Source organism: Bacillus sp. EAC (assembly GCF_002156875.1).
Lineage (GTDB): Bacteria > Bacillota > Bacilli > Bacillales > Bacillaceae_G > Gottfriedia.
Genome location: NZ_NCSY01000009.1, coordinates 166,876 through 192,418, shown reverse-complemented (window position 1 = coordinate 192,418; position 25,543 = coordinate 166,876). Strand labels below are relative to the sequence as shown.

Annotated in this window: 28 protein-coding genes, 1 pseudogene and 1 riboswitch; of the genes and pseudogenes, 9 read left to right on the top strand and 20 right to left on the bottom strand. The window is 33.3% G+C overall.

All coding sequences use genetic code 11. From position 1 onward, the window contains the following. Nucleotides 1-6: 6 nt before the first annotated feature. On the bottom strand, nucleotides 7-1,170 hold the full coding sequence (locus tag B7R65_RS15835) for a D-alanyl-D-alanine carboxypeptidase family protein (RefSeq protein WP_088043796.1): 1,164 nt from the start codon (nucleotides 1,168-1,170) through the stop codon (nucleotides 7-9). A gap of 185 nt (nucleotides 1,171-1,355) precedes the next feature. Between B7R65_RS15835 and B7R65_RS15830 the strand changes: the two genes are divergently transcribed. From B7R65_RS15830 to B7R65_RS15820, 3 genes are read left to right on the top strand one after another with little or no spacing between them, the layout of a single operon-like run. Beyond that, nucleotides 1,356-1,739, top strand: coding sequence for a GntR family transcriptional regulator (locus tag B7R65_RS15830; RefSeq protein WP_088043794.1), 384 nt, complete (start codon nucleotides 1,356-1,358; stop codon nucleotides 1,737-1,739). A gap of 1 nt (nucleotide 1,740) precedes the next feature. After that, nucleotides 1,741-2,619 carry an ABC transporter ATP-binding protein gene (locus B7R65_RS15825; protein ID WP_179194898.1) on the top strand — a complete coding sequence of 293 codons (879 nt, stop codon included), beginning with the start codon at nucleotides 1,741-1,743 and terminating at the stop codon, nucleotides 2,617-2,619. Beyond that, entirely contained in the window at nucleotides 2,612-3,613 is a 1,002-nt protein-coding gene (locus B7R65_RS15820; RefSeq protein WP_179194897.1) for an ABC transporter permease subunit, read from the top strand. The genes B7R65_RS15825 and B7R65_RS15820 overlap by 8 nt, the downstream gene beginning before the upstream one ends. A gap of 52 nt (nucleotides 3,614-3,665) precedes the next feature. Here B7R65_RS15820 and B7R65_RS15815 read toward each other — a convergent pair whose 3' ends face one another. The 10 genes from B7R65_RS15815 to spoIIM all read right to left on the bottom strand — a co-directional run bounded on the left by B7R65_RS15815 (nucleotide 3,666) and on the right by spoIIM (nucleotide 13,677). Further along, on the bottom strand, nucleotides 3,666-4,964 hold the full coding sequence (locus B7R65_RS15815) for an NCS2 family permease (protein ID WP_256941351.1): 1,299 nt from the start codon (nucleotides 4,962-4,964) through the stop codon (nucleotides 3,666-3,668). A gap of 400 nt (nucleotides 4,965-5,364) precedes the next feature. Next, a complete protein-coding gene (locus tag B7R65_RS15810) occupies nucleotides 5,365-6,672 on the bottom strand; it encodes a pyrimidine-nucleoside phosphorylase (RefSeq protein WP_088043788.1) in 1,308 nt (435 codons plus the stop codon). A 101-nt stretch (nucleotides 6,673-6,773) separates the two neighbouring features. Continuing rightward, nucleotides 6,774-7,592, bottom strand: a complete 819-nt coding sequence (locus B7R65_RS15805) for a purine-nucleoside phosphorylase (RefSeq protein WP_088043786.1) — start codon at nucleotides 7,590-7,592, stop codon at nucleotides 6,774-6,776. A 14-nt stretch (nucleotides 7,593-7,606) separates the two neighbouring features. After that, nucleotides 7,607-8,788: a phosphopentomutase gene (deoB, locus tag B7R65_RS15800; protein ID WP_088043784.1), complete on the bottom strand. Its 1,182-nt coding sequence runs from the start codon at nucleotides 8,786-8,788 to the stop codon at nucleotides 7,607-7,609. Between the two features lie 451 nt (nucleotides 8,789-9,239). Beyond that, nucleotides 9,240-9,938 (bottom strand): TerC family protein, encoded by a 699-nt coding sequence (locus tag B7R65_RS15795; protein ID WP_088043783.1) that lies wholly within the window; start codon nucleotides 9,936-9,938, stop codon nucleotides 9,240-9,242. A 108-nt stretch (nucleotides 9,939-10,046) separates the two neighbouring features. Then, nucleotides 10,047-10,149, bottom strand: a riboswitch (yybP-ykoY riboswitch). Between the two features lie 153 nt (nucleotides 10,150-10,302). Continuing rightward, nucleotides 10,303-11,052, bottom strand: coding sequence for a type I methionyl aminopeptidase (gene map / locus B7R65_RS15790; RefSeq protein WP_088043782.1), 750 nt, complete (start codon nucleotides 11,050-11,052; stop codon nucleotides 10,303-10,305). A gap of 85 nt (nucleotides 11,053-11,137) precedes the next feature. Continuing rightward, complete coding sequence (gene xerD, locus B7R65_RS15785) at nucleotides 11,138-12,064, bottom strand: site-specific tyrosine recombinase XerD (RefSeq protein ID WP_256941350.1); 927 nt, start codon at nucleotides 12,062-12,064, stop codon at nucleotides 11,138-11,140. 5 nt (nucleotides 12,065-12,069) lie between these two features. After that, the gene (locus tag B7R65_RS15780; protein WP_088043779.1) at nucleotides 12,070-12,288 is read right to left on the bottom strand and encodes a DUF4227 family protein; all 219 of its coding nucleotides are present in this window, start codon (nucleotides 12,286-12,288) and stop codon (nucleotides 12,070-12,072) included. A 221-nt stretch (nucleotides 12,289-12,509) separates the two neighbouring features. Continuing rightward, nucleotides 12,510-12,959, bottom strand: coding sequence for a ferric iron uptake transcriptional regulator (gene fur, locus B7R65_RS15775; RefSeq protein ID WP_088043778.1), 450 nt, complete (start codon nucleotides 12,957-12,959; stop codon nucleotides 12,510-12,512). Between the two features lie 67 nt (nucleotides 12,960-13,026). Next, a complete protein-coding gene (gene spoIIM, locus B7R65_RS15770; RefSeq protein WP_088043776.1) occupies nucleotides 13,027-13,677 on the bottom strand; it encodes a stage II sporulation protein M in 651 nt (216 codons plus the stop codon). A 168-nt stretch (nucleotides 13,678-13,845) separates the two neighbouring features. On the opposite strand from spoIIM, the pseudogene B7R65_RS22020 reads away from it, so the two are divergent. Both B7R65_RS22020 and B7R65_RS22015 read left to right on the top strand, forming a co-directional pair. After that, nucleotides 13,846-14,349: pseudogene (locus B7R65_RS22020) on the top strand (protoglobin domain-containing protein); the annotation flags it as partial. Further along, on the top strand, nucleotides 14,323-15,141 hold the full coding sequence (locus tag B7R65_RS22015) for a methyl-accepting chemotaxis protein (protein WP_142288268.1): 819 nt from the start codon (nucleotides 14,323-14,325) through the stop codon (nucleotides 15,139-15,141). The pseudogene B7R65_RS22020 and the gene B7R65_RS22015, both read left to right, overlap by 27 nt. 50 nt (nucleotides 15,142-15,191) lie before the next feature. Here B7R65_RS22015 and B7R65_RS15760 read toward each other — a convergent pair whose 3' ends face one another. From B7R65_RS15760 to B7R65_RS15750, 3 genes are all read right to left on the bottom strand, one after another. Then, nucleotides 15,192-16,061 carry an alpha/beta hydrolase gene (locus B7R65_RS15760; RefSeq protein ID WP_088043772.1) on the bottom strand — a complete coding sequence of 290 codons (870 nt, stop codon included), beginning with the start codon at nucleotides 16,059-16,061 and terminating at the stop codon, nucleotides 15,192-15,194. 261 nt (nucleotides 16,062-16,322) lie between these two features. Next, complete coding sequence (locus B7R65_RS15755; protein WP_088043770.1) at nucleotides 16,323-17,006, bottom strand: DUF975 family protein; 684 nt, start codon at nucleotides 17,004-17,006, stop codon at nucleotides 16,323-16,325. Nucleotides 17,007-17,074: 68 nt separating this feature from the next. After that, complete coding sequence (locus B7R65_RS15750) at nucleotides 17,075-17,620, bottom strand: NUDIX domain-containing protein (RefSeq protein WP_088043769.1); 546 nt, start codon at nucleotides 17,618-17,620, stop codon at nucleotides 17,075-17,077. An 89-nt stretch (nucleotides 17,621-17,709) separates the two neighbouring features. Here B7R65_RS15750 and mciZ point away from each other — a divergent pair, with 89 nt between their 5' ends. Beyond that, nucleotides 17,710-17,859, top strand: a complete 150-nt coding sequence (gene mciZ, locus B7R65_RS21120; protein ID WP_142288265.1) for a Z-ring formation inhibitor MciZ — start codon at nucleotides 17,710-17,712, stop codon at nucleotides 17,857-17,859. A 37-nt stretch (nucleotides 17,860-17,896) separates the two neighbouring features. After that, a complete protein-coding gene (locus B7R65_RS15745) occupies nucleotides 17,897-18,805 on the top strand; it encodes an aldo/keto reductase (protein ID WP_088043767.1) in 909 nt (302 codons plus the stop codon). 26 nt (nucleotides 18,806-18,831) lie between these two features. Here B7R65_RS15745 and B7R65_RS15740 read toward each other — a convergent pair whose 3' ends face one another. After that, nucleotides 18,832-19,338, bottom strand: coding sequence for a GrpB family protein (locus B7R65_RS15740; protein WP_088043765.1), 507 nt, complete (start codon nucleotides 19,336-19,338; stop codon nucleotides 18,832-18,834). Between the two features lie 244 nt (nucleotides 19,339-19,582). Here B7R65_RS15740 and B7R65_RS15735 point away from each other — a divergent pair, with 244 nt between their 5' ends. Both B7R65_RS15735 and B7R65_RS15730 read left to right on the top strand, forming a co-directional pair. Then, nucleotides 19,583-20,047, top strand: a complete 465-nt coding sequence (locus tag B7R65_RS15735) for a MarR family winged helix-turn-helix transcriptional regulator (RefSeq protein WP_088043764.1) — start codon at nucleotides 19,583-19,585, stop codon at nucleotides 20,045-20,047. Nucleotides 20,048-20,061: 14 nt separating this feature from the next. After that, the gene (locus tag B7R65_RS15730; RefSeq protein ID WP_088043763.1) at nucleotides 20,062-21,579 is read left to right on the top strand and encodes an MDR family MFS transporter; all 1,518 of its coding nucleotides are present in this window, start codon (nucleotides 20,062-20,064) and stop codon (nucleotides 21,577-21,579) included. A 235-nt stretch (nucleotides 21,580-21,814) separates the two neighbouring features. Here the strand turns inward: B7R65_RS15730 and B7R65_RS15725 are convergent, their stop codons facing one another. From B7R65_RS15725 to B7R65_RS15705, 5 genes are read right to left on the bottom strand one after another with little or no spacing between them, the layout of a single operon-like run. Further along, on the bottom strand, nucleotides 21,815-22,006 hold the full coding sequence (locus tag B7R65_RS15725) for a tautomerase family protein (RefSeq protein WP_088043762.1): 192 nt from the start codon (nucleotides 22,004-22,006) through the stop codon (nucleotides 21,815-21,817). Between the two features lie 12 nt (nucleotides 22,007-22,018). Then, nucleotides 22,019-22,789, bottom strand: coding sequence for a 2-keto-4-pentenoate hydratase (locus B7R65_RS15720; RefSeq protein ID WP_256941349.1), 771 nt, complete (start codon nucleotides 22,787-22,789; stop codon nucleotides 22,019-22,021). 14 nt (nucleotides 22,790-22,803) lie between these two features. Then, the gene (gene dmpG, locus B7R65_RS15715; RefSeq protein WP_088043761.1) at nucleotides 22,804-23,823 is read right to left on the bottom strand and encodes a 4-hydroxy-2-oxovalerate aldolase; all 1,020 of its coding nucleotides are present in this window, start codon (nucleotides 23,821-23,823) and stop codon (nucleotides 22,804-22,806) included. Between the two features lie 28 nt (nucleotides 23,824-23,851). Then, nucleotides 23,852-24,733 carry an acetaldehyde dehydrogenase (acetylating) gene (locus B7R65_RS15710; RefSeq protein WP_088043760.1) on the bottom strand — a complete coding sequence of 294 codons (882 nt, stop codon included), beginning with the start codon at nucleotides 24,731-24,733 and terminating at the stop codon, nucleotides 23,852-23,854. Between the two features lie 8 nt (nucleotides 24,734-24,741). Beyond that, nucleotides 24,742-25,527 (bottom strand): 2-keto-4-pentenoate hydratase, encoded by a 786-nt coding sequence (locus B7R65_RS15705; protein ID WP_088043759.1) that lies wholly within the window; start codon nucleotides 25,525-25,527, stop codon nucleotides 24,742-24,744. Nucleotides 25,528-25,543 lie beyond the last annotated feature (16 nt).

Genomic DNA, 25,543 nt, shown 5'->3' with positions numbered 1-25,543 from the left:
GCAATTTTAATTAAATCCACCAACAGTTCGTCTAAATAAATCATACCATTTCGCTTTACTTACAGAATTCTTTGTGACTAGTTCAGTTGTTGATAGAACTCGATTACCTTGTTTCAAAACTAATTTACCAACCACCTGTCCTTTTTGAATAGGCGCTTGGATATTTTTATTCAATTTAACACTTTTCGTAATTTTATTTAATGCCTCACCCTTATGAGTCACAACGGAAACAGGAGATTTTGTGACAACCGTGACCTTTTTCGATTTCCCTTTGCTAATCGTTAATCGATCTACATTTTCACCTTGTTTAATTAGCTGTTTTACTTGATATTGATTAAATGCATAATCTAATAATTTAGACATTTGTGCATTTCGTTCCTTTGAAGTTGGTGCTCCCATAATAACACTTACTACCCTCATGTTATTTTTCTTCGCAGTTGCAGTTAAACAATATTTTGCTTCAGCCGTAAAACCAGTTTTTAGTCCGTCTGCTCCAGGATAAAAACGAACTAATTTATTTGTGTTTACTAACCAAAATTGTTTATCAGTATCTTGTCTTAAATAATCTTCATACGTACCCGTATACTTCGTAATTAATGGATATTTCAATAATTCTCGTCCCATAACTGCCATGTCGTAAGCGGATGAATAATGACCCTCAGCTGGTAAACCAGTTGGATTTTTAAAATGTGTATTTTTTAATCCAAGTTTTTTTGCTTCTTTATTCATCAAACCAACAAAAGCTTCTTCTGTACCTGCAATTTTTTCTGCCATCGCAACAGAAGCATCATTTCCGGAAGCAATTGCTATACCTTTTAGCATTTCATTTACAGTCATTTCTTCGCCTGGCTCTAAGAAGATTTGTGAACCTCCCATTGAGGCAGCATGTTCACTTGTCATTACTTTATCATCAAGCTTTAGTTTCCCTTTATTAATTTCTTCCATAATAATGAGCATCGTCATAATCTTCGTCATACTTGCTGGTGGAAGCTCTTTTCTTGCATCTTTTTCGTATAAAACTTCGCCAGTATCTTGTTCGATAATAACAGAAGATAATGCATTTTTAGCTAAATTTACATCAACAGCTCTTGTTTCTTTGGCATTTACGCTTGATAACGATAATGAAAAAACCATTACACTACTTAAAAGTGTTAAAACTACCTTTTTCATTCTTAACCCTCCATTCTATTCATACATATTTTTTCCAAATATAAGTAGTTTAATCAAACACTGTAGAAAATATTAGAATGAATGGAACTATTTACTAAATTAAATGCATATGATATAAATAAAGTGTATTAATCGTACCAATACACTCGGTACACTTAATACACACACTTAAAGGTGGTGATAATTTGATTATTATCTTAGACCAAAGAAGCCAATTACCCTTATGGGAGCAAATTGTCTTTCAGATTAAAGAACAGATGATCAGAAATATTTTAGTAGAAGGAGATAAACTTCCTTCGGTAAGAGAACTAGCAACGAATTTAGTCATAAATCCAAATACAGTTAGTAGAGCTTATCAAGAACTTGAGCGAGCTGGCATCATTGAAACTGTTCGGGGAAAAGGAACATTTGTTATTGGTCTAAAAAAAGAAGTTGTTTCAGATACAACCCTTTCAAAATATAAAAGTAAGTTTACGACTTTATTAATTGAAAGCGTAATGGATGGTATTGAGGAAGAAGAAATTATCAATTGGGTTAAACAATTTTATTCAAATAAAGGAGTTGAATAATATGCTAAAAATTCATCAATTAAGTAAAAAACTTGATGATAATGAGGTAATTAAAAACTTATCCTTCGAAATTAATAAGGGCACGATTACTGGTCTAATTGGTAGAAATGGTGCAGGAAAAACAACATTACTACGTACAATTGCGGGTATCCTTTCACCAGATGAAGGCTCTATTCAAATCGATGAGAAGGATATCAGTCGTGAACCTTCATTAAGAACACAAATTGCTTATATGAGTGATACAACAAGCTTTATAAAACAATTTAATGTAAAAGAACTTATTACCATCTACGAAAATGCTTACCCAAGTTTTAATAAAGATCAATTTATTGATGCACTTACAAAATATAAACTGCCCCATGGTTCATTGCGAAAATATTCAAAAGGTATGAAAACACTTTTATATTTACTTTTAACTTTTTCAACTGGTGCAAATTATGTCATTTTAGATGAACCAACTAATGGTTTAGATCCTGTAGTAAAGCGCACAGTTTTACAATTAATTATTGAATATGCTAGTACTAATTCAGTTGGAGTGCTAATATCTTCTCACCATTTGGCTGAACTAGAAAAAATAATTGATCATTATTTATTTATTAAAGATGGTACAATCGATGCTGTATCGACAATGGAAGAGAGTACTCAACAATATTATAAAATCCAGGTGGCTTTTGAAAATGGCTTACCAAAAGTAATAGAAGACGATCCATCGATTTCCGTTTTCTCCAAAACTGGAAAAGTTGCAATTATTATCGTAAATGGAAATAAAACAGAATTTATGAAACGATTTGAAAATGAAAATCCACTTCTTCTTGAGGAACTTCCATTAACATTAGAGGATTTATTTTTCATTAAAGATGGAGGGGATTTATATGTTTAGTAGAGCCTTATGGCTGAAACATTCTAAACAATCTAGACTTGCACTTATCCTATTATATCTTGTGTATTTTATCATTGTTCCTTTTAGCTATTACAATAATTCGGAAGATATTAATAATGCTTTACTGACACATTCAGAAAATCCGTATTTATATATTTCGGACTTTAGTATGCTAGCATTTATCTCACCTATTTTAGTCATCATTTTAAGTATATTATTAATCGGAATTGAGCGAAATACTGGTGGAATCGATTTTCAGTTTTCACTCCCGTATACGCCAAAGCAGCTATATCTTTCAAAATGGTTTTTCGGAATCGTTCATATTTTGATCTCAACATTAGGTTTACTTGTTTTAACATTAATCATTCATTACTCTACAATTCTTCATAAATATATAGATGCATCTGGATTTGCACCTATTTTTATTACTTTAACGTTATTTACGATTGCCTTTTTCACGATTGGACTAACGATTGGCACAATTACAGGTCATTATTTTTCACAAACATTGTTTACAATTTTCACGATTTTCTCACCAATTCTTATCTATTTTAGTGTGTACTCAAATTTAAAGGGAATATTCAATTTCGAGTTGTCTTATAATACCTTTGAAAAAAGAATTACTGAGTGGTCAATTCCTTATCAAGCTGGTCCGCTATCAATTTCAAAAGACTTTGCTCAAAAAGTTGTTAACTATCCTTCGTTGGATTACGGTAATTTACTAGTAATCGTCATTTATTTAATCATATTCCTTGCTATTGGCTTATTCTGCTATAGCCGAAATGCTAATGCGAACAATGGAAAACTATTTGTTTATAAAAAATTTGGTATTTTTGTAAACATATTATTTGTCTATCTATCTGCTACACTAATAGCTTTATTAACTTCTACAATTGCAAATGGAACCAATCCGATCATTTACATTATTGGTTTAGTCATTGGTACAATTGCGGGATATTATTTCTATAAACGTTTAAATAAGTTTTTTGAATAAATTCCAATTAAAAAGCGCTATTTCTCAAAAAAGAGAAATAGCGCTTTTCTTATTAAGCAATTAAATTCAATGCAAATCGTACAAAGAACAATGCAGAAATCGCAACCATATATGGTGTAATCTCAGTCTTTTTACCTGCGGCCATTTTAACTAATGGATAAGCAATAAAACCAAATGCGATTCCGTCAATAATACTATATGTTAATGGAATGAATGCTAATATTAAAAAGGCTGGTATCGCCTCAGTAGGATCATCCAATTGAATATCTGTAATGTGTTTGACCATTAATGAACCAATAATAATTAAAATCGGCGCAATTGCGGATGTCGGAATATAAGCAATTAGCGGCATAAATAAAAGACATCCTAGAAATAAAAATCCTGTTACAACAGAAGTTAATCCAGTTCTTCCACCGGAACTAATTCCAGCACTTCCTTCAACTGCAATAACTGTTGGACTCGTTCCAAATAATCCTGATAGTAGAATACCAAATGCAGTTCCTTGAATTACCTTTTGTTGCTTTTCTTCTTGATTAATCATTCCAAGTTGCCCATGAATAATTCCGATTGATTCAAAAAGGATAACCATCGTTAGAGAAAATACGGCAATCCAAAATGAAAAACTCATCATGCTTGTAAAGGTCAGTTGTCCTACAACTTCAGTAGCAGAATGCAAAGTGATTTTCGTAGTTTCATGTGCTTTTTCAATTCCACCATGTAAGATAAATGAAATGATTGTTCCTACTACAACTGTAATTAAAAAATTAGCTGGAACATTTTTAATAAATAAGTAAATCGCTATACCAAGAGTTATTACTGTCGCTAAAACATCAGGATTTGAAAAATTCGCAATAGATACGAACGTATCCTCATTTTTCACGACAATCCCACCAGCTTGAAGGCCAATAAATGTTAAGAAAAAACCAATTCCTACTGTAATTGCACTTTTTAACGATAATGGAATTGCAGTTGTTAATTTCTTAATAAGTTTTGTAAACGATAAAATGGATAATAAGATTCCACTCACAAATACAACCGCAAGTGCTTCCTTCCAACTCATTCCCATTTCTCCAACCATTGTGTACGTAAATAATGCATTAATCCCCATACCTGGCACTAGCACTAAAGGTGAATTGCTCCATACTCCGATCATTACACTTCCAAAAAAGGCTGAAAGAATGGTTGCAATCATAGCACCTTGGAACGGTATTCCTGCATCATGTAAAATTGTACTGTTAACAGAAAGAATATAGACAAGTGTTAAAAATGAAACTACACCTGCAATGACCTCCGTTTTAATAGTTGTACCGCTTCCTTCAAGATTAAATTGTTTGTTTAAAAGATTTTTCAAGTAAATTCCTCTCTTATACTGTCTCCCTCGCCCACCCATGCACTTAGGCACGTTAAACATTATACTAGATATCGTCAAATAGTTAAACAGAATTTTTTTATGAACTATTCAATTTGTATTTCTAGTCCATAGTTAAAAAAGGCTGTTTTAGTAAACTTTGTTGCTTTAAAAAAGTAATTCGTCGATTCCCACTTCAGGATGCGCGCTTTCTGCGAGGCGTGCGATGGGTCTCCTCGCCTGCCTCGCTCTCACCTGTCCTACTACTCCCACAGGAGTCTGGTATATCCGTTCATCATCTACTTATACCGTTTTTGCCTTATTAAAACCAACGATCAACCTTTTAGAATAAAATCTAAAAAAAGCTGTTCTCAAAATGATTTGAGAACAGCCTTAAAGTTTCTTATGCTTCCATAATTAAATCATATACTAATGTAGGTTCTTCTACTTTTTCAGTTGAAATAAGAATGTTTTCTAATAAATCTTTTTCAACTTCAGTAATATCTTCAGTATTTGAATAAACAGTTACTAAAGACTCACCTTTCTTAACTGCATCGCCGACTTTTTTGTTAAGCATAAGTCCAACTGCTAAATCAATGACAGATTCTTTTGTAGCTCTTCCTGCACCTAATTTCATTGCAGCAGTTCCAACAGCATCTGCTACGATTTGTGAAACATAACCGTCTTGTTTTGCAACTACTTCTTGAACATATTTAGCTTGTGGTAATTTTGAAGGATCATCGACAACTGAACCGTCTCCACCTTGTGCAACTAAAAATGCTTTAAATACTTCTAACGCTTTACCATTTTTCATATTTTCAAGAAGTTTCGCTCTAGCTTCTTCTAAAGTAGCAGCTTTTTTAGCTAATACAACCATTTGACTGCCTAAAACTAAACATAATTCTTCTAAATCTTTAGGACCTTCACCTTTTAATGTGTCAATCGCTTCTTTTACTTCTAATGCATTACCAATTGCAAGACCAAGTGGTTGGCTCATGTCAGAAATAACAGCTACTGTTTGTCTTCCAACATTATTCCCGATCTTAACCATCGCTCTTGCTAAATCACGAGCATCATCAATATCTTTCATGAATGCACCCGCACCAGTTTTAACATCTAATACGATTGCATCTGCACCAGCTGCTATTTTTTTACTCATAATTGAACTAGAGATTAGTGGAATTGAATTTACAGTCGCAGTTACATCACGTAATGCATAAAGTTTTTTATCCGCTGGAGTTAAATCACCAGTTTGACCAATTACCGCTAATTTAATATCGTTAACCTGTTTCATAAACTCTTCTTCAGTTAGTTCAACATGAAAACCTGCAACAGCTTCTAATTTATCAATTGTTCCTCCAGTGTGACCTAACCCTCTTCCACTCATTTTTGCAACTGGAATATCTAAAGAAGCAACTAGTGGACCTAATACTAGTGTAGTTGTATCACCTACTCCACCCGTTGAATGTTTATCTACTTTAATCCCTTCAATGTTTGAAAGATCGATCGTATCTCCAGAGTGAACCATTGCCATTGTTAAATCACTATATTCTTTTTCTGTCATCCCTTTTAAAAATACTGCCATTGCAAAGGCACTCATTTGATAATCAGGAACACTACCATCCGTAAATCCATTGACAACAAAGTTAACTTCTTCTGTCGTTAATGTTTTTCCATCGCGTTTTTTTTCGATTAAATCTACCATTCTCATAATTGTATTTCTCCTATCTGTTCTGTCTATTCTAATTGTATTTTAAGTTAAGAACGAAAAGGGACTTCTACAGCACGCAGAAGTCTTTTCATTTTCAATGATTATCCTAATTTACGCACAATTTCTTTAACTAATGATAAAAATTGTGTTCGAACTCGTTGAGTTGTTTCAATTACTTCTTCGTGATCTAATGGCTGATCTAATATACCCGCTGCCATATTAGAAACACATGAAATACCTAATACTTTTAATTCCGCATGACGTGCGACAATAACTTCAGAAACAGTTGACATACCAACAGCATCAGCTCCTAATGTTCTAAACATACGGATCTCAGCTGGAGTTTCGTATGAAGGTCCTGTAACTGCAACGTATACGCCTTCTTGAAGTTTAACATCTACCTCTTTCGCAGCGCTTCTTGCAACTTCTTGTAACTCACGATCATAAGGATACGACATGTCAACGAAGCGTACGCCTAACTCAGGATTATTTGGACCAATTAATGGGCTAGTTCCTGTAAAGTTTATATGATCAGTAATTAACATTAAATCACCTGGTTCAAATGAAGTATTCACGCCACCAGCTGCATTTGTAACAATTAAAATTTCAACGCCTAATTCCTTCATGACACGAACCGGAAAAGTAACTTTTTCCATTCCATATCCTTCGTAGAAATGTGTTCTTCCTTGCATAGCTACAACGCTTACACCATTTATGTCACCAAATACAAGCTGACCTTCATGACCTTCAACCGTTGAAGTAGCAAATTCGGGAATCGTATGATATGGAATTTTAACTTGATTTTCGATTTCATCAACTAAAACTCCTAAACCTGAACCAAGAATTAAACCAATCTTCGGTTGAGTTTTTATCTTTTCCTTAATAAATGAACCTGCTTTTTCAATTTTTTCTTTATTCATTTTCGTATTCCACCTTATCTCAATTTTCCTAAAAAACTTGATCCGTGTGATGGCATTTTAATGTCAAAGTTCTCTGCGATTGTAGCTCCTACATCTGCAAATGTTTTTGGAATTGGTATTTCTTTACCCTCTGAAAACTTTTTACTATAAACGATTAAAGGCACATACTCCCTTGTATGATCTGTTCCCCTAAAAGTAGGGTCATTTCCATGATCGGCAGTAATAATTAATAAATCGTCTTCTTTTAGAAGTTCAAATACTTCCGGTAATCTTGCATCAAACTCTTCAAGAGCTTTTCCATATCCTAATGGATCACGTCGATGACCGTATACAGCATCGAAATCAACTAAGTTTAAGAAACTTAAACCTGTGAAATCCATTTGTAAAGTATCGACTAATTTATCCATACCATCCATATTAGAAACAGTACGCAATGCTTTAGTTATTCCCTCTCCATCGAAAATATCTGCGATTTTACCAATTGAAATAACATCGTAGTTTGCATCTTGTAATTCATTCATTACAGTGCGACCAAATGGTTTTAAGGCATAGTCATGGCGGTTAGGTGTACGTTTAAAATCACCAGGCTCTCCAACAAAAGGTCTCGCTATAATTCGACCAATCATATAAGGATCATCTAAAGTTAATTTACGTGCAATTTCACAATATCGGTATAACTCATCAAGAGGGATCACTTCTTCATGTGCAGCAATTTGTAGAACTGAATCAGCAGAAGTGTAAACGATCAAATCGCCTGTTTTAACATGCTGTTCTCCTAGTTCAACTAATATTTCTGTGCCAGAAGCTGGTTTATTTCCAATTATTTTGCGTCCAAAATGACCTTCTAATTCACTAATTAATTCTGGTGGGAATCCATCTGCAAAAACTCGGAAAGGCTTATCAATATGTAGACCCATCATTTCCCAATGACCTGTCATTGTATCTTTTCCTACAGAAGATTCTTCCATTTTTGAATAAACTGCAAGTGGTTTATCGGCTTTAGGAATTCCTTTTAACTCACGAATATTACTTAAACCTAATTTTGCCATATTCGGCATATGTAACCCATTCATTTTTTCTGCAATATGTCCTAGTGTATCTGAACCAACATCATTAAATTTTTCTGCATCTGGAGCTTCTCCAATACCTACAGAATCCATAACAACGAGGAACACGCGTTTAAATTCTTTATTCATCTGTTTTCCTCCTAACAATCACTACAAAACGAAACTTAAGTGTAGAGTCAGATGTCTGACAACTAAAGTATACTTATTGTCCTAGTTCTTTTCAACAATTATATTTTCCAATTTGTGTCTATTGATACTTTTTTTCCATTAAGAATTGAATACTTTTTATTAATAGGCTCTGCTAATACATCATATTGATTTCCGTTACAGGATGCTCCCTTTCCACCTAGGGTGAGCTTAGCCTCCTCGGTAAGCCTGCGTGGTCTCACCATTCTCGCTACTCCCTCAGGAGTCTCGCACCTCCCACTCGAATTAAATCTCATACTACGCTCTTTGCTTCAAATCCTGTTATCTCTTTCAGAACAATGCGTTTTGTTTAGAAACAAAAATATACATTAACAGAAACTATTAATAATAAACAAATAAAAAGCTCAACCTATTATAGGTTGAGCTTGTTTTTTTATGCAGTTTGATTTTGAGAATTTGCAACCTGATGTTTTTGTGCTTTTCTTTTAGCAATGATTGTACCACCAATTACTACAATAGCAGTCATAGCAATTTTAAAAATTAATGCAATCACATTATTTTCAAAAATATCGCCAATCATATGATCATGTGTAATCATCCCTGCTGCTGTCCATGCAAGAATACCTGAACCAATCGTCGTAATTATTGGGAATCTATTCATTACTTTCATTAAATATGAACTACCCCAGACGATAATCGGAATTGAAATTAGAATACCGATAATAATCGCTGTTAAACTACCATGTGCAACACCTGCAATAGCTAATACATTATCTAAACTCATTAATGCATCTGCTATAATAATAGTTTTTACTGCTCCCCACAGTGTTGCTCCACTTTTTACTTCACCATGCCCTGCATCGTCAACTAATAACTTAAATGCGATCCATAATAACATTAAGCCACCCATTGCATAGATCAAAGGTATTTTTAGCAAGAACACGATGACAGCTGCAAATACGACACGAAGCCCAATTGCACCTGCTGTACCAAATAAGATTGCTTTTTTCTTTTGATCCTCAGGTAGGTTTTTTGCAGCTAATGCAATTAGAATTGCATTGTCTCCACTTAGTAACAGGTCGATAAAGATTACATTCAATAGTACGCCTAAACTCATTCCAAATATTTCCATATCTATTCCTCCTTACAATCTACTATTTTATTAAACAACCTGTACCCGTGTCTACAAAAATAAAAAGACCTTTGCCAATAGTTGTAGTACTACGGCAAAGGTCTTGCTGAGCATACTTTCGTATGCCAACAAAGCCGGTGAGAATGGTTTCTCACGAAATGACGACTTTGTTTCAGGATCTCTCCTGACGCTACTCCCCTTTGGAAGTATTCGATTGTTTGTAATATAATATTATGCCTTCTAGTCCATTATGTCAATAAATCTTAATCATTTTTTAATTTTTTTATTAATCCGAATCAAACCATTAGTTACACTCAAATTATAATCTAAAATATTTTCTCTTACAATGTAAAGTTTTTATCGATTAGCTTTGCATTGTTAATATTTTTGGACCATCACTTGTTATTGCGAGTGTATGCTCATATTGAGCAGAATTTTTCCCATCTCTCGTTCGAGCAGTCCACCCATTACTATCCATTGTAGATTGCCAAGACCCTAAGTTGATCATTGGCTCAATTGTTATGACCATTCCTTCACGAAGTCTTAACCCCTTCCCTGCCAATCCAAAATGAGGGACAAATGGTTCTTCATGAAGTGTTGGACCAATTCCATGTCCAGTAAAGTCACGAACTACTGAGTAACCTAACGATTCAGCATATGACTGAATCGCAAAACCTATATCGCCTATACGGTTTCCAACAATTGCTTGCTCAATCCCTTTATATAAACATTCCTGTGTTACTGTTAATAAATCTTTATTCTCTTTAGAAATATTTCCAACACCATAAGTCCAAGCAGAATCAGCTAGCGCACCATTTAAATTCACTACCATATCAATCGTTACGATATCTCCATCTTTTAAAGCTTTTTTTCGGGGAAACCCATGACAAATTTCATCGTTTATTGAAGCACATGTTGCATATTCATATCCACGAAAACCTTTTTGTTCTGGCTTTGCTCCATTTTCAGCTAAAAATTTCTCTACAAACTGATCAATTTCCCAAGTCGTAATTCCAGGTTTAATCATTTTTGCAATTTCTTTATGTGTAGCTGCTAATAATTTACCAGCTTCATGCATTAAATTGATTTCACGTTCAGTCTTAATTGTAATCATTTTATTCATCCTCTCAGCATACCTAAGATTAATTTAATATAATATGCTTTTATTTGGCAATATAACAATGAAAAAAGAGCTTTAATTAAGCTCTTGGGTGAAATTCTTTATAAACATCCTTAAGTCTATTTTTCGTTACATGCGTATAGATTTGAGTTGTTGAAATATCGGCATGTCCTAGCATTTCTTGAACTGATCTTAAATCAGCACCATTTTCTAATAAATGCGTAGCAAATGAATGTCTCAATGTATGAGGTGTAAGTTCATGTTGTATATTTGCTTTCTCAGCTTGTTTTTTTAAATTTTTCCAAAATCCTTGTCTAGACATTCGATTTCCATGATGATTTAAAAAGAATGCATCATTTTGTTTTTTTCCAGCCAAATCTTTTCTAGCTAATTTTAAATAATTTTCAATCGATTCGATTGCTAATTTCCCTAATGGGATTATTCGTTCTTTACTACCTTTACCCATACAGCGCACGAAGCCCATTGTTAAATTAATATCCGAAAGATCTAACGATAATAATTCAGATACACGCATACCTGTAGCATATAATAATTCAAGCATTGCTTTGTCTCTTAATCCAAAGGTCGACTGGTCTTGCACCTCTAATAGTGCCTCAACTTCTTGAAGAGACAATACTTTCGGTAGAATCTTTGGTGCCTTTGGTATTTCAATTAATAAAGAAGGATCATCCTTCATACCATCTACTTCTCTTATTAAAAATTGGTGAAATGAACGGATTGTAGCTAATTGTCTTGCCATTGTTCTTGCTGTTAAATCTCGTTCTTTCAAATATTTTAAATAGTTAACAATATGTATCCTAGTAATACCTGAAAGTCCAGGTAAATTTTCTACGAGATCCATATATCTACCATAACTCTCCAAATCTTTACCATATGATAGAATTGTATTTTTAGATAAACCTTTTTCTACTTGAATAAAATGCTTAAAATCTTCAGCAGCATAATCAAACTCTTTTTTAAAAGGCGATTTTTCAGTAGTTGTCACATTCATTACTCCCCGTTTTGATAAAACCGCACCAATTGGTTAAATGCACCGCTTTTCTTATGTTTGTCTACTTTCAACATAGAACCCTCTGGTCGGTCATATCGATGCATATCTTCATATTCAGAATGAATCCATTGAATTGCAAAATAAAATAAAATTGTACAAGTAATAAATAAGATTGCTACTTTTAAAACATTAATGATTATTGTCGCCCTTTTTTTCATATGACCACCACCTATTTGCTAGAAGTAAAGACATCATTACTACATCCTATGCAAAATTTGGACAAATCATACTTCAATTCAATAGAAGAATTGTTCGAAAGAAGAAGACATGAAAAAGAGCAGACTCTTATATATTGAACTGCTCTGCATTATTTTATCTTTGAATCCACATTAATTGGATTGATAAATAAAATTATTTTAATAATCATATTAGACAAGAATTACTTTTCATTTTCGTCATGGCAACGATGACAAACGCCATGAAATGATAATCGATGATCCTTAATTTTAAAATTAAAACGTTCTTCTACAATTTTTTCAGCTTCGCTTAATAGATTTTCATGTATTTCGTCTACCGCTCCACAAACAACACAGATTAAATGATGGTGAAAATGTTGTGCACCCTCGTGTCTTAAATCGTAACGAGAAACTCCATCACCAAAATTTATTTTATCAACAATTGTTAATTCAGTTAGTAATTCTAACGTACGATAAACAGTAGCAAGTCCTATTTCCGGCGATTTTTCTTTCACTAGGAGGTAAACATCTTCTGCACTTAGGTGATCTGCTTCGTTCTCTAATAAAACGCGAACTGTTGATTCCCGTTGCGGTGTTAATTTATATCCTGCTAAATGTAGTTGTTTTTTTATTCGTTCAACACGTTCTTCCATTTTTTTCACTCCCTCGCCACTTGATAATAATTATAACAAAGAAAGAGAAAGTGTCAAAAATTATTTGTTAATTTTTTGAAACAATTATTTCGGAGATTGCTTTTAAAAAGTACGAAGAACCGTAAGCTTCAATTACACTCGCTAAACATAGACAAATTGCTACTAAACAAAAAACAATTGAATAGCTCATTAATTGTTTCATAATCGGTTCATTATCATTCTTAATAAATTGTTTTCGAATCATTCTGATAGAAAGTTGAACAGCCAATACTGTTAATAAAATATATAATGGTAAGACAATTACGTTTTGTGGAAAAACAGAAGAAAAAGCAAGTAAGATTCCGTGCCAGCCAAGTTGATTCACTAAAAATCCTACAGTAAATCCAACAACAAGCCCTTTCATGAATAATAAGATTAGAATAATCGGTAAGCCTATAATTGAAATTCCTAATATCCAAATTAATGCTAAAAACTTTAAATGCGTCGAATAACTTGATAAGAATACTTCATTTCCATTAATGTATCCTTCGTTATTTACTTGTCCAAAAAAATGAGTAATAAAGGAAAGGATATCCTGCTTTTGGCTCACGTTCATACTATTTACAATGACTGCTCCGAAAACTACACCGAATAATAAAATGACACTAACAAAAATATAAATGGACATGTAGTCTTTAACATGATTTTTCATTGTTAATTGTATTGAGCTTCTAGTCATATCATCATCTCCTGCATCTTAGTCTCTATTCATTTTATGAGTGGACAAGTTTTTTATTCTATTTATTTATAAAACTATGAAAATTCCCTATTTTATATAAACTAATAGTAAATTTGTTCGATAATAAAAGTAGGATTATAAATTATAATGCAACGGAGGAATTAAAGTATGTTTAATTTTAAAAAGAAAACCCATCGTGTAGGCGTTACAACGATTGAAGTAGATCATGTAAAAGTTGTAATCGATTTATCGTCAGATCATTTAGATCAGTTTGATATGATTAATTTTACAAAAGAGGACATTGCAATCAAAGGTCATTTCTATACGAATGTGATTCAAAAGTATGAAGAGGAGATCATTTCAAATATCAAAAATCAAGTTGGTTCAAGAATGAACTCTCTTTTTGATATATTAAAGGACCTAGGAAATGCAAATGATATTATTAAAAAGCAAATGTCCCTCCACTTCACTACTAAATATGACAATGCTTTCATTGCAAGCATCAAACGTATTACTTCAGTACATACTTCAATTAAACCTGAATTCTATATGGCTATATTCCAATGTTTTTTAGGCGAGTATATCCGGGTTGCTTTCTTGGAAATTGCTGATGCAAATGAACGTACGAAGGTAATCACATCTATTATGAAATCTTTAAATTTCGAACAACAACTCTTTACGCAATTTGTAAAAGAAAATATTCTTGAAGAAAATGAGCTTAAGAGTAAAAATGAAGAAGAATTAAAAGCACAAATTCAAGAAATCGCAGAAGACTTAGTCGCACTAACACAACAAACGAATGCAGCTGTTGAAATGCTTGTGGAACAAAGTCATCAAGTGAAAACTCAGGTTCATGATTCAAATACTCAAGTATTAAAAACACAAGAAATTGCTGGATCAGGAAAAAATCAAGTGAAAGAACTAGCAGAAAGTATTGGTATTATCTCAACAAACACTGAAAAAGTGATTGAAATGGTTCAACATTTAAATAGTTCATATTCAGATATTGCTGATGTAATTAAAATTGTTCAAAGTATTGCAGATCAAACAAACTTATTATCATTAAACTCTGCAATTGAAGCTGCTCGTGCAGGCGAACATGGTAAAGGATTCGCTGTAGTTGCACTTGAGGTTCGAAAGCTAGCAGAACAAACTAAGAATTCAATTTCAAAAATCGAAGAAATCATAGAAGTTTCAAACACTTATTTACATAATGTAGTTACTTCCATAAATGATGTTTCTGGAATCGTTAAAGATGGTCGTATTCATGCTGAATCAACTCAATCTTCCTTCATCACGATTGTTGATGAAATGGGTAAAAGTATTGCCGGTGTTGAAAAAACTGAGAAAGAAATTAATCACCTTGCTGAAACAATCAATGAGATTGGCCAAGCAACAACTCGAGTAACTACTTCAGCTGAAACTTTGATGAATGTTGCTACTAAATCACTAGTAACTGTTTAAACAATAAACTGAGCTGTTCATTTAAGTATGAACAGCTCAGTTTTTTTAATTTAAGTTAATAATTCAATTTGTTTTTTAATAATCTTACTAATCGTTTTTGCCGATTCTTTTGAATTCCCATAAATAGAAGCGTGTGAAAATCCAGCCAATGTTTCATGAATTCCATTACTGGATGAGTTTACATATTCTTTATGATAATTTTCTACTTTATGTAATAATTGAGCCTGTTTCTTTTTATTCAATGCGAGCCCACTCTGTTTTGATGCTGTAAGAACCATTAATGGGATATCCAGCTTTTTTTTCAATTCTTCTTTGATTCTATTACCACTATAGTATAAATTTTTCCATTCACTTACGACAGTTTTCCAATGTTTTTTACTTTTTATTGCTTCAACTATTTCTTTTTCTTCGTTATCATTATCACTTTTTATGAAAAAATTAAGTAGACGATTTGGAAACGCCTTTAGAATTTTTAACTGATTGACACCTTTCATCGTCAGAGCAAATTGATATAATAACTTGTCATATAGTTTCTGTTCGTGTTCTTCGAGTGTAGGATGAGAAGGATCTAACAAAATTAAGGATTGCACTCGATTCGGAAATAAATGACTAAGTTGAAATGAGATATAAGCCCCAAGAGAATGTCCGACGACAAGTAATGGACTCGAAATATTTAATGCTAATAAAATATCATAGCATTCAAATGCTTGCTGTTCTGTTGACCGTTCTGACGTCCATATTCCACTTTTTCCATAACCTAATCGATCATAAGATATAACTTTTGCACATTTAGAAAGTTCATTTTGTAAATTTGCCCATTGATTTAATGTATGCATCATCCCGCACTCTAATAATACTGTTACTTTTCCTTCTCCTTTTATCCTTACATGATATGTTCCTAGTTCTCCTGTAACAAACAAGGCATCTCACCTCTACATCTTTATTCATTGATTTATTTTATTCAATTTAGTCAAATTCTATTTAATATGATTAGGTTAAAAAATACTGTTGATCTGGCATATTATGATTTCATTTCGACTATTTATGAAGTCAAAACTGAAACGGAGAAATATGTAATATGAATATCAAAAGTACAATTAACGATTTCTAGTAACATATCCCACTTAATACAACAAACAATCTTTTAGTACCGTGCAAAAAAAAAGACGCCATTAAGCGTCTTAAAAGATTGTTTCTTCATTTTCCTCATACGCAGCTTTTACTTCTTCGTAAAATTGAGCTTGAGTTGTAGTATAATACGGTGCTACATATAATAATCCTAGTCCTAACGTAATAATTATGACAAGGAGCCATCCAATAAACGAAAGACTTAATAAAAAGAACTTCCACTTATATCCGTCCATCATTCGTCTACTTAATGTAATTGCATCTAATGGTCTCATTTCAGGATTATCTTTCAAAATATACCCTACTTGAGAATACGCTAATGATTTAATGATTCCGGGAATTATAAACAATAGTAACCAAAGTAACGTAAATACTGTTACTAAAATCGTAGTTAAAGTTGCTCTTATAAACTGTTGACCACTCTTAAAATAATAAAATAAGTCCGAAAAACTGCGCTCTTCGTCACGAACAAGCTTTATGAAGTACGTAATTAAACCATAACCGATTAAAGCAGTTAAAATAGTTGTAACAATATAGATTACGATTGTATAACCCATTGGAATCGACTCGTATCTACCGAGTATAAATTTTCCAAAATAATAGTAATTTACAGGCTTTTCAAACACATTATTAATAATACCTAATACGATCGCATTAACAATTAAAAATAAAATTGTTTTCCCCCAATTTCCCGATAGGCGATCCTTAGCTGTTCTTTTAATTGATGAAATCCTCATTAGTTCAACCCTTTCAAATTAGATAGCATCATTTTATCATGATTTTCTTACCAATTTGTATATAAATCTTAATTTCTTTTTAATAATTGTAAATATTGAATTGCATAGCATGTTTTTGCATCATGTATTGACCCTTTTTTTAATTCTTCGATACATTCTTCTAAAGTAAGTTCTAAAAGCTCTACAAATTCATCTTCATCTAATTGTGCGCTATTTTCTAATTTTTTTAAGCCTTTCGCTACATAGATATGTATATATTCATCCGCAAATCCTGGTGAAGTATAAAATGATTGAATATGCTCCCATTCGCTTGCCTCATATCCTGTTTCTTCTTCAAGTTCTCTTTTAGCTGTTAAAAGTGGTTCTTCCCCTTTTTCTAACTTCCCTGCTGGTATTTCTAATAAACTTCTTTCTAATGCTTTACGATATTGCTCAACTAATACAATTTTTCCTTCATCAGTAATTGGTATAACAGCAACTGCACCTGGATGCTTAACGATTTCTCGAGTGCTTGTTTTTCCATTTGGTAACTCTACATTTTGATGATAAAGCGAGATCACTCTTCCTTCAAAAATTTTTTCTTCAGTAAGTGTTTTTTCTTCAAATTTTTTCATTTTTTTCATCCCTTGTTCTATTTTGTATGGTTGTCACATACATTTTATCACTTATTTATTTAAATTACTTATCGGATATGGGGTGTTTTATGAAAATATCATGTACTAATTCTGCAGTCGTTTTAGTTGGTTCAAAAACTGAAATATTAAAAACTCTTCAAGTAATCAGTCAACAATATAAAACCGTTCAAGAATGGTTAGACAATTCGGATGGAAGATCTCTCTATATTGTAAAATAAACTATTTTTCCCTACAATTAAGCTTGGAGGGATCATGATGAAAAAACGAACGCTCGGTTCTACTTTATTACAAATTAGCGAACTTGGATTAGGTTGCATGTCATTAGGATCAGATGAAAACGAAGCTATCCAAACCATTCATGCTGCAATTGATGCTGGTATTAATTATATTGATACGGCTGATTTATATGACTTTGGTCGTAATGAAGAAATAGTAGGTAAAGCTTTAAAAGATCGTAGGGATCAAGTAGTTTTAGCGACAAAGGTTGGTAATCGCTGGAACCAGTCAAAAGATACATGGTCTTGGGATCCTTCTAAAAAGCATATACAAGAAGGTGTAAAAGAAAGTTTATTAAGATTAAATACAGATTATATTGATTTATACCAACTACATGGTGGGACAATCGAGGATCACTATGAAGAGACAATTGAAGCATTTGATGAACTTGTAAAAGAAGGAACTATTCGCTACTATGGTATCTCCTCTATACGTCCTAATGTGTTTCAACGTTTTAGTAAACACTCTTCAATTCAAAGTGTGATGATGCAATACAATGTACTTGAACGAAGACCAGAGGAATTCTTTTCACAATTAGCAAAACAAAGCATTTCTGTAATTGTTCGTGGAGCTGTCGCAAAAGGACTTTTGACAAACAATTGGCAAAACAAGATCAAAAGTTCTGGCTATATGTCCTACTCTGAACACGAGTTAATTGAAACAATAAATCAACTTACTCAATTACTTGATCAAGATCAAACGTTACATAGCCTTGCCTTACATTATTTATTACAAAATAATGCTGTTTCATCACTTGCAGTCGGCGCACGAGATCAAAAACAATTAAGTGAAAATATATCTGCATACTATTCCAACCCTTTAAGTAATCAACAAGTAACTTTTATAAAAGAGCACACACATGCTGAAACATATACTGATCATCGTTAATTCACTCCTTCCATTTGGAAGGAGTATTATTTCTTCCAGTTACTAGCTTTCTTATCTATTTCATCTAAAAATCCTTCTCTACCAATTTTATATTTTTCTTTATTTTGTGGGTGTTTTTTTGCAAGTTCCTTTTTTAACTTGATATATTCAAAAGCTTGTTCTTTATGAGCAATCATAAATTCCCTAAATGCGATATGACGTTCGATTTCAGGATTTCCTTTCGCAAAAATATGAATGTGAAAACTACAATTATCATCACATTTCTTAAATAATCGTCTATCTTCTACACAATGTTCACCCATCGCCTCGTAACCTAACGTACAAAGAGCATCGCTATATTGATCAAACTTTTTTATGTTTTCTACTTCAATCATTAGATCAATGATTGGAAGTGCAAACATATTTGGAATCGCAGTACTTCCAATATGATAAACATTCACTTTTTCAGGTAAGATTTTCTGAATAGACGTTTTTTCGTTTCGGAAGTCTTCCTCCCATGAAGTTTGATAAGGTACAACTTCTACTTCTCTCATTCCATTCACTACTCCTTAAACATCACAATCGATTAATATTCGATATTATTTCCGACTTCTTTTTTCCTAAATCATCAGTTGGGATGATTTCTATTACCACAAGCAATAGATCATTAACTTTTGGTTAAAATACTTTATATTTCTTCTTTATTTAATTGATTTGATTTATTATTATCTTAGTTCCTAAGATATTTAGTTACGATAAATTTTATTGTACCTTCTAATTATATAAGGAGAGAATACTATGTCGGAAAAGACAACATCTAGAAATGAATTTATCACCTCACTAGTCATGGAGATTAGAAAGTTTAATACCTCCATTGTTATCTTAAATGAAGGTATTGCATCTAAGCTTCATTTGAATGTGACTGATTTAAGGTGTAGAGAATTACTAAGTCAAACTGGTCCTATTTCAGCAGGTCAGCTATCTCAACTAACAAATTTAACAACCGGGGCGATAACTGGAGTAATCGATCGATTAGAAAAAGCGATGCTCGTTAAACGAATTCATGATCCAGAAGACCGTAGAAAAGTAATTATCCAACCTTTATATGAACGTGATGATGAAATTACAAAGCTTTTCAAGCCACTATCGGACTCTCTCTCTAATATATTTAATCAGTACAATGACGAGGAATTAGATTTATTATTCAAATTTTGGAATGAAATTAATGAGTTAATTCCAAAAGAGACAAAGAGATTAAAATAAAAGGGGGAACTTAAATGGTTTCAAAAGAAAGTAATGTTGGCTTAGTTGTTGCAGGTCTACTTCTTGGTATGCTTATGGCAGCGATGGACAACACAATTGTATCTGCCTCGATGCCAACAATAGTTGGTGAACTTGGTGGACTCGATCAATTTATCTGGGTAACTTCAGCTTATCTAGTTGCTACGATGGCAAGTATGCCGATTTTTGGAAAGTTATCTGATATGTATGGTCGTAAACGATTCTATTTATTAGGCCTTGCCATTTTCCTAATCGGATCTGCTTTATGTGGAACAGCAAATAGTATTGTGCAATTAAGTATATATCGTGCAATTCAAGGGATTGGTGGAGGATCATTAATGCCAATCGCATTTACGATTATTTTTGATATTTTCCCTCCAGAAAAAAGAGGAAAAATGACTGGTCTTTTTGGAGCAGTATTTGGATTATCCAGTGTTTTTGGTCCACTTCTAGGAGCTTACATTACCGATCAAATCGATTGGAGATGGATTTTCTACATTAACTTACCATTAGGCATTATCTCTTTATTTTTCATTTCAAAGTATTATAAGGAAACTCTTCAATTAAGAAAACTTAAAATTGACTGGCTAGGAGCTATTACACTTGTTGGTTCAGTTGTAAGTTTAATGTTTGCTCTTGAGCTTGGTGGAAACGAATATGACTGGAATTCCACACAAATTATTTCTCTTTTCACAGTTTTCGCTGTACTATTCATTTCATTCATCTTTATTGAAAGAAAAGTAGAAGAACCAATTATTTCGTTTGGATTATTTAAAAAGCAATTATTCGCAGCAACACAAGGTGTAGCATTTTTCTATGGTTCTGCTTTTATTATTACAACGGTTTTAATACCACTTTTCGTACAATCCGTTTATGGTGGTTCTGCAACAAACTCAGGTATTATTTTAATCCCTATGATGGTCGGCTCAGTAATTGGTAGCCAAGTAGCAGGTCAATCTGTTCGTAAATTTAGCTACAGAGCAATTATGCTAGTTTCTGTCATTTTATTTTTCACTGGTATGGCTTTATTAAGTACGATTGATCTTGATACAACACGTACAACAGTTACAATCTTTATGGTTATTGCTGGTCTTGGTATGGGTTGTTCATTCTCGTTACTAAGTATGGCAACACAACATAAAATTGAACCTCAAAAAAGAGGTATTGCAACATCCACAAATACTTTCTTTAGAACATTAGGAATGACAATTGGTGTTACTATTTTTGGTACAATCCAAAATCATGTATTTAAAAACAATATAAGTGATGCACTAGGAAATCTAGCTGGTTTTGCAGGGAAAATTGACTCTCGAGCACTGCTATCGGCTGATGCAAGAGCGAAAATTCCACCTGAAGTATTAAGTAAGATTACTGATGCAATGGCAAATTCAGTTGCTACTACATTTATGTGGACATTAGTTCCAATTGCTTTAGGATTCATTGCGATTGTTTTAATGGGCAAAGAAAGATTAACATTTGAAGTAAAAGAAAATAGAACAAAAAAAGCTCAATAGATTTAACTTTACTATTGATAAAAGCCATATCCATTTTAGTGGATATGGCTTTTTTATTAGCTCTTTTCATAAATATTGTTATTTTCTTACAAGGTGTTAGTTTCCGCTACAGGATGCTCAATTTCTTTAGGGGGCGGTTGAACCTCCTCAGCAATTTCTCACCTGCAAGGTCTCACTTGTCCCGTTACTCCCATTTGAGTCCCACCATCTGCTCCAACTAACTGAGTTTTTTGCTTTAATAAGATTCCTCAGCTTTGGTTACACCGCCTGTTGACCAGTTTCCCTTCGGGTATTCATTTATTAAGACTTTTACTTGGACTGGTAAAACTTCAAGTGTACGACAAACTACTTCATTAATTTCTTTCATCAATTCTTTTTTTAGTTCAGTGCTTCTTCCTTCAAGCATTTGGATTTGAATAATGGGCATTTAGATTCCCCCTTATTTCGAAACTCGCAAAGTCATGTTTTCTAAACCTTCAAAACGAGCTTCAACTAAATCTCCATGTCCTACGTGAATTGCCTCAGTGATTCCCCCTGTTAAAATGACCATTCCTGGCTCAATTTGATAGCCATTTTTGCTTAGCATTTTAACTAATTTCACTACAGATTCCACAGGGTGATCTAGTACATCTGAACTTACCCCTGATTGAACCTTTTCACCGTTTTTATATAGCTCTACCTGAATTTGATCCCATGATGTAAATGTTGGTGAGTATTCTTTTTTTCCAATCATAAATTTCGAAGAAGATGCATTATCAGCCACTACATCCGTTAACGTAAATGAAAAGTTTTTATATCGGCTATCAATTACCTCGAGTGCTGGTACAATATATTCAGTAGCTTCCCATACATCTGCAGCTGTTACATCATTTCCGAATAAAGGTTTATTCAAAACAAAGGCAATCTCTGGCTCCACACGAGGATGGATTGTTCCTTCCAAATGTAATTCATTCGAATCTAATTCCATCGACTTTGTTAATCGACCATAAATAGGTTCATCTACTTTTACAGATTTTTGTTTTGCGATACTCGTTAAACCCATTTTCCAACCAATTAAAGGATCACCATTTTCAATCGCATAGTCGATGCTTAACTTTTGAATTTCATATGCATTGTTCACATCTAACTCAGGGTACTCTAGAGTAATTTTGTCCATTTCCATTCCATTTTTTTGGTGTTGATATATTTTGTTTGCTATTTCAGTAATCAATTGTTTATCTCCTTTCAAAAAACAGACAATTTTTTATTTGCTATTTGGCAAGCAATTTCCTGAATCATATCTTCTTGCCCACCTACTACCCTTTGCTTTCCTAGTTCAACTAATATGTCTCTTGCGTCTACATTCCATTTTTTAGCAGCTCGATTTGCATGTAATAGAAAACTAGAATAAACTCCAGCATAGCCTAGAATTAAACTTCCTTTTGTAATCTCCTGGGGTGTTTGTAAGATCGGAGCTACGATGTCTTCAGCTAAGTCCATTAATTTATAGAAATCTATACCCGTTTTTATACCTAATCGTTCAAGTACTCCTACTAACACTTCTGTCTGTGTATTACCTGCACCAGCACCTAAACATCTTACACTTCCGTCAATCCTTGTTGCTCCTTCTTCTATCGCAATTAACGTATTGGCCATTGCTAACGAAAGATTATTGTGTGCATGAAATCCAATTTCGATTGATAATGACTGACGTAAAGCTGCAATACGTGATTTTACTTCATGTGGAAGTAATGCGCCCGCTGAATCTACCATATAAACCACATCTGCACCATAGCTTTCCATTAATCGCGCTTGCTGTACTAGTTTTTCAACAGGTGCCATATGTGACATCATTAAGAAACCTACTGTTTCTAGTCCAAGTTCTTTTGCAGTTGATATATGTTGTTTCGATACGTCTGCTTCAGTCACATGTGTAGCTATTCGTGCCATTTTAGCACCTAAATTCGCTGCAATTTTCAACTCTTTTACTGTCCCAATACCAGGTAAAAGTAAAACTGCAATTTTCGATGATTCACATACATTTACTGCAGCTTCGATTAAGTCAAACTCATTTGTCGTTGATAAGCCATATTGTAACGACGATCCACCTAATCCATCACCATGTGACACTTCGATAAATGGTACCCTCGCTTCATCAAGCGCCTTTGTAACGCGAACGACTTGGTCGACTGTATAGGAATGAGCAATCGCATGACTCCCATCTCGTAATGCTACCTCAGTTACAAGGACATCTCTTTCATTCATTGACTATTCCTCGCTTTCGAAAAAGTTCTTAAACTGTTTCAGCCAAATCATATTGAGCAATCTCTTCAGCCACTTTAACCGCAGACGCTGTCATGATATCTAAATTACCAGCGTAACTTGGTAAATAATCTCCAGATCCTTCAACTTCTAAATAAACGACAACTGTTTTCCCATCAATAATAGGGTCCATTCTTAGACGGTATCCAGGTACATAACTTTGGACCTTTTTTACCATATTTTTAATTGAACTGATTAATTTTTCTTGGTCAAAGTCATTTTCCTCTAAAACACAATAAACTGTATCTCTCATCATAATTGGAGGCTCAGCTGGATTTAGAATAATGATGGCCTTACCTTTTTTTGCCCCACCAATAATCTCTATTCCACGTGCAGTTGTTTCGGTAAATTCATCAATATTTGCACGTGTTCCTGGCCCAGCACTTTTACTACTAATTGTCGCGACAATTTCAGCATAATTCACTTCAGAAACTTCGTTAATCGCATGTACAATAGGGATTGTTGCCTGTCCACCACATGTAATTAAATTAACATTTTCTTTTTGAATATGAGTTCTTAAATTTACTGGAGGTACGACAAAAGGTCCAATCGCAGCTGGTGTTAAATCAATGACTCTTTTCTTTAATCCACTAAGAACCTCTGCATGCATTTGATGTGCTTTTGCAGAAGTCGCATCAAATAATAAATCAGCTAATTCTGCCTTTTGTACAAAGCCTTCGATTCCATTATTAATCACTTCAATCCCTAACTCTTCCGCTCGCTTTAACCCTTCAGAATTAGGGTCAATTCCTATCATAGTTGTTAGTTCAAGGAAAGAATTATTTTGTAATTTCATCATCAAATCTGTACCAATATTACCTGAACCAATGATTCCAACTTTTAATTTACTCATAGGACACCTCATTCAGTAAATAATATAGAAACTTCTCCAAGTAATGGGAATTTCGCTGTAAAACAATCTCCAGCATTTGCATTTATTGCAGCAGATAATGCACCCGATAAAATGATTTCTCCCGCTTTTAACGAGATACCAAATTCACTTAGTTTATTTGCTAACCATGCAACACAATGAATTGGATTGCCTAGAACTGCATCACCTTTTCCTTTATTCATCAGTTCATCATTGCGATATAATTCCATTTGCACATTTGGTAAATCAATTTCCTGTACATCGAATCTCTTATTTCCTAACACAAACAAACACGATGATGCATTATCTGCAACAGTATCTTCTAATCGTATTTTCCAATTTTCAATTCGGCTATCAACAACCTCAATCGCTGGTACGATATAGTCCGTTGCATCAACAACATCTTGAAATGATACATTTGGTCCAACTAAATCTTTTTTCAAAATAAATGCAATCTCAGCTTCAACCTTAGGTAAAATTGTTTTTGAAATAGAAACTTCTCCATGGTTTACTATGTGCATTTCATTTAATAAATGACCGTAGTCTGGTTCATCAACTCCCAATAGTTCTTGCATTGCAATTGATGTCAAACCAATCTTTTTCCCTACAATTTTTTGTCCTCGGTTTAATTTATCATTGATATTCGATAATTGTATTTGATAGGCTTCATTAACGGTTAAAGTAGGCAGACTTTCAGTCAGTGGTTTGATACTTTCCCTACTTTTTTCTGCCTCCAATAAGAGATTCGTAAATTCTTCTACTCTTGTAGTCTTCAATTCTCTTTCTCCTTTT

Coding starts and splice junctions, on each gene's coding strand:
- B7R65_RS15835 (WP_088043796.1), bottom strand. CDS start 1,170: ATGAAAAAGGTAGTTTTAACACTTTTAAGTAGTGTAATGGTTTTTTCA.
- B7R65_RS15825 (WP_179194898.1), top strand. CDS start 1,741: ATGCTAAAAATTCATCAATTAAGTAAAAAACTTGATGATAATGAGGTA.
- B7R65_RS15820 (WP_179194897.1), top strand. CDS start 2,612: ATGTTTAGTAGAGCCTTATGGCTGAAACATTCTAAACAATCTAGACTT.
- B7R65_RS15810 (WP_088043788.1), bottom strand. CDS start 6,672: ATGAGAATGGTAGATTTAATCGAAAAAAAACGCGATGGAAAAACATTA.
- B7R65_RS15805 (WP_088043786.1), bottom strand. CDS start 7,592: ATGAATAAAGAAAAAATTGAAAAAGCAGGTTCATTTATTAAGGAAAAG.
- deoB (WP_088043784.1), bottom strand. CDS start 8,788: ATGAATAAAGAATTTAAACGCGTGTTCCTCGTTGTTATGGATTCTGTA.
- B7R65_RS15795 (WP_088043783.1), bottom strand. CDS start 9,938: ATGGAAATATTTGGAATGAGTTTAGGCGTACTATTGAATGTAATCTTT.
- map (WP_088043782.1), bottom strand. CDS start 11,052: ATGATTACAATTAAGACTGAACGTGAAATCAATTTAATGCATGAAGCT.
- B7R65_RS15780 (WP_088043779.1), bottom strand. CDS start 12,288: ATGAAAAAAAGGGCGACAATAATCATTAATGTTTTAAAAGTAGCAATC.
- fur (WP_088043778.1), bottom strand. CDS start 12,959: ATGGAAGAACGTGTTGAACGAATAAAAAAACAACTACATTTAGCAGGA.
- spoIIM (WP_088043776.1), bottom strand. CDS start 13,677: ATGACTAGAAGCTCAATACAATTAACAATGAAAAATCATGTTAAAGAC.
- B7R65_RS22015 (WP_142288268.1), top strand. CDS start 14,323: ATGAAATCTTTAAATTTCGAACAACAACTCTTTACGCAATTTGTAAAA.
- B7R65_RS15755 (WP_088043770.1), bottom strand. CDS start 17,006: ATGAGGATTTCATCAATTAAAAGAACAGCTAAGGATCGCCTATCGGGA.
- B7R65_RS15750 (WP_088043769.1), bottom strand. CDS start 17,620: ATGAAAAAATTTGAAGAAAAAACACTTACTGAAGAAAAAATTTTTGAA.
- mciZ (WP_142288265.1), top strand. CDS start 17,710: ATGAAAATATCATGTACTAATTCTGCAGTCGTTTTAGTTGGTTCAAAA.
- B7R65_RS15745 (WP_088043767.1), top strand. CDS start 17,897: ATGAAAAAACGAACGCTCGGTTCTACTTTATTACAAATTAGCGAACTT.
- B7R65_RS15740 (WP_088043765.1), bottom strand. CDS start 19,338: ATGAGAGAAGTAGAAGTTGTACCTTATCAAACTTCATGGGAGGAAGAC.
- B7R65_RS15735 (WP_088043764.1), top strand. CDS start 19,583: ATGTCGGAAAAGACAACATCTAGAAATGAATTTATCACCTCACTAGTC.
- B7R65_RS15730 (WP_088043763.1), top strand. CDS start 20,062: ATGGTTTCAAAAGAAAGTAATGTTGGCTTAGTTGTTGCAGGTCTACTT.
- B7R65_RS15725 (WP_088043762.1), bottom strand. CDS start 22,006: ATGCCCATTATTCAAATCCAAATGCTTGAAGGAAGAAGCACTGAACTA.
- dmpG (WP_088043761.1), bottom strand. CDS start 23,823: ATGAATGAAAGAGATGTCCTTGTAACTGAGGTAGCATTACGAGATGGG.
- B7R65_RS15710 (WP_088043760.1), bottom strand. CDS start 24,733: ATGAGTAAATTAAAAGTTGGAATCATTGGTTCAGGTAATATTGGTACA.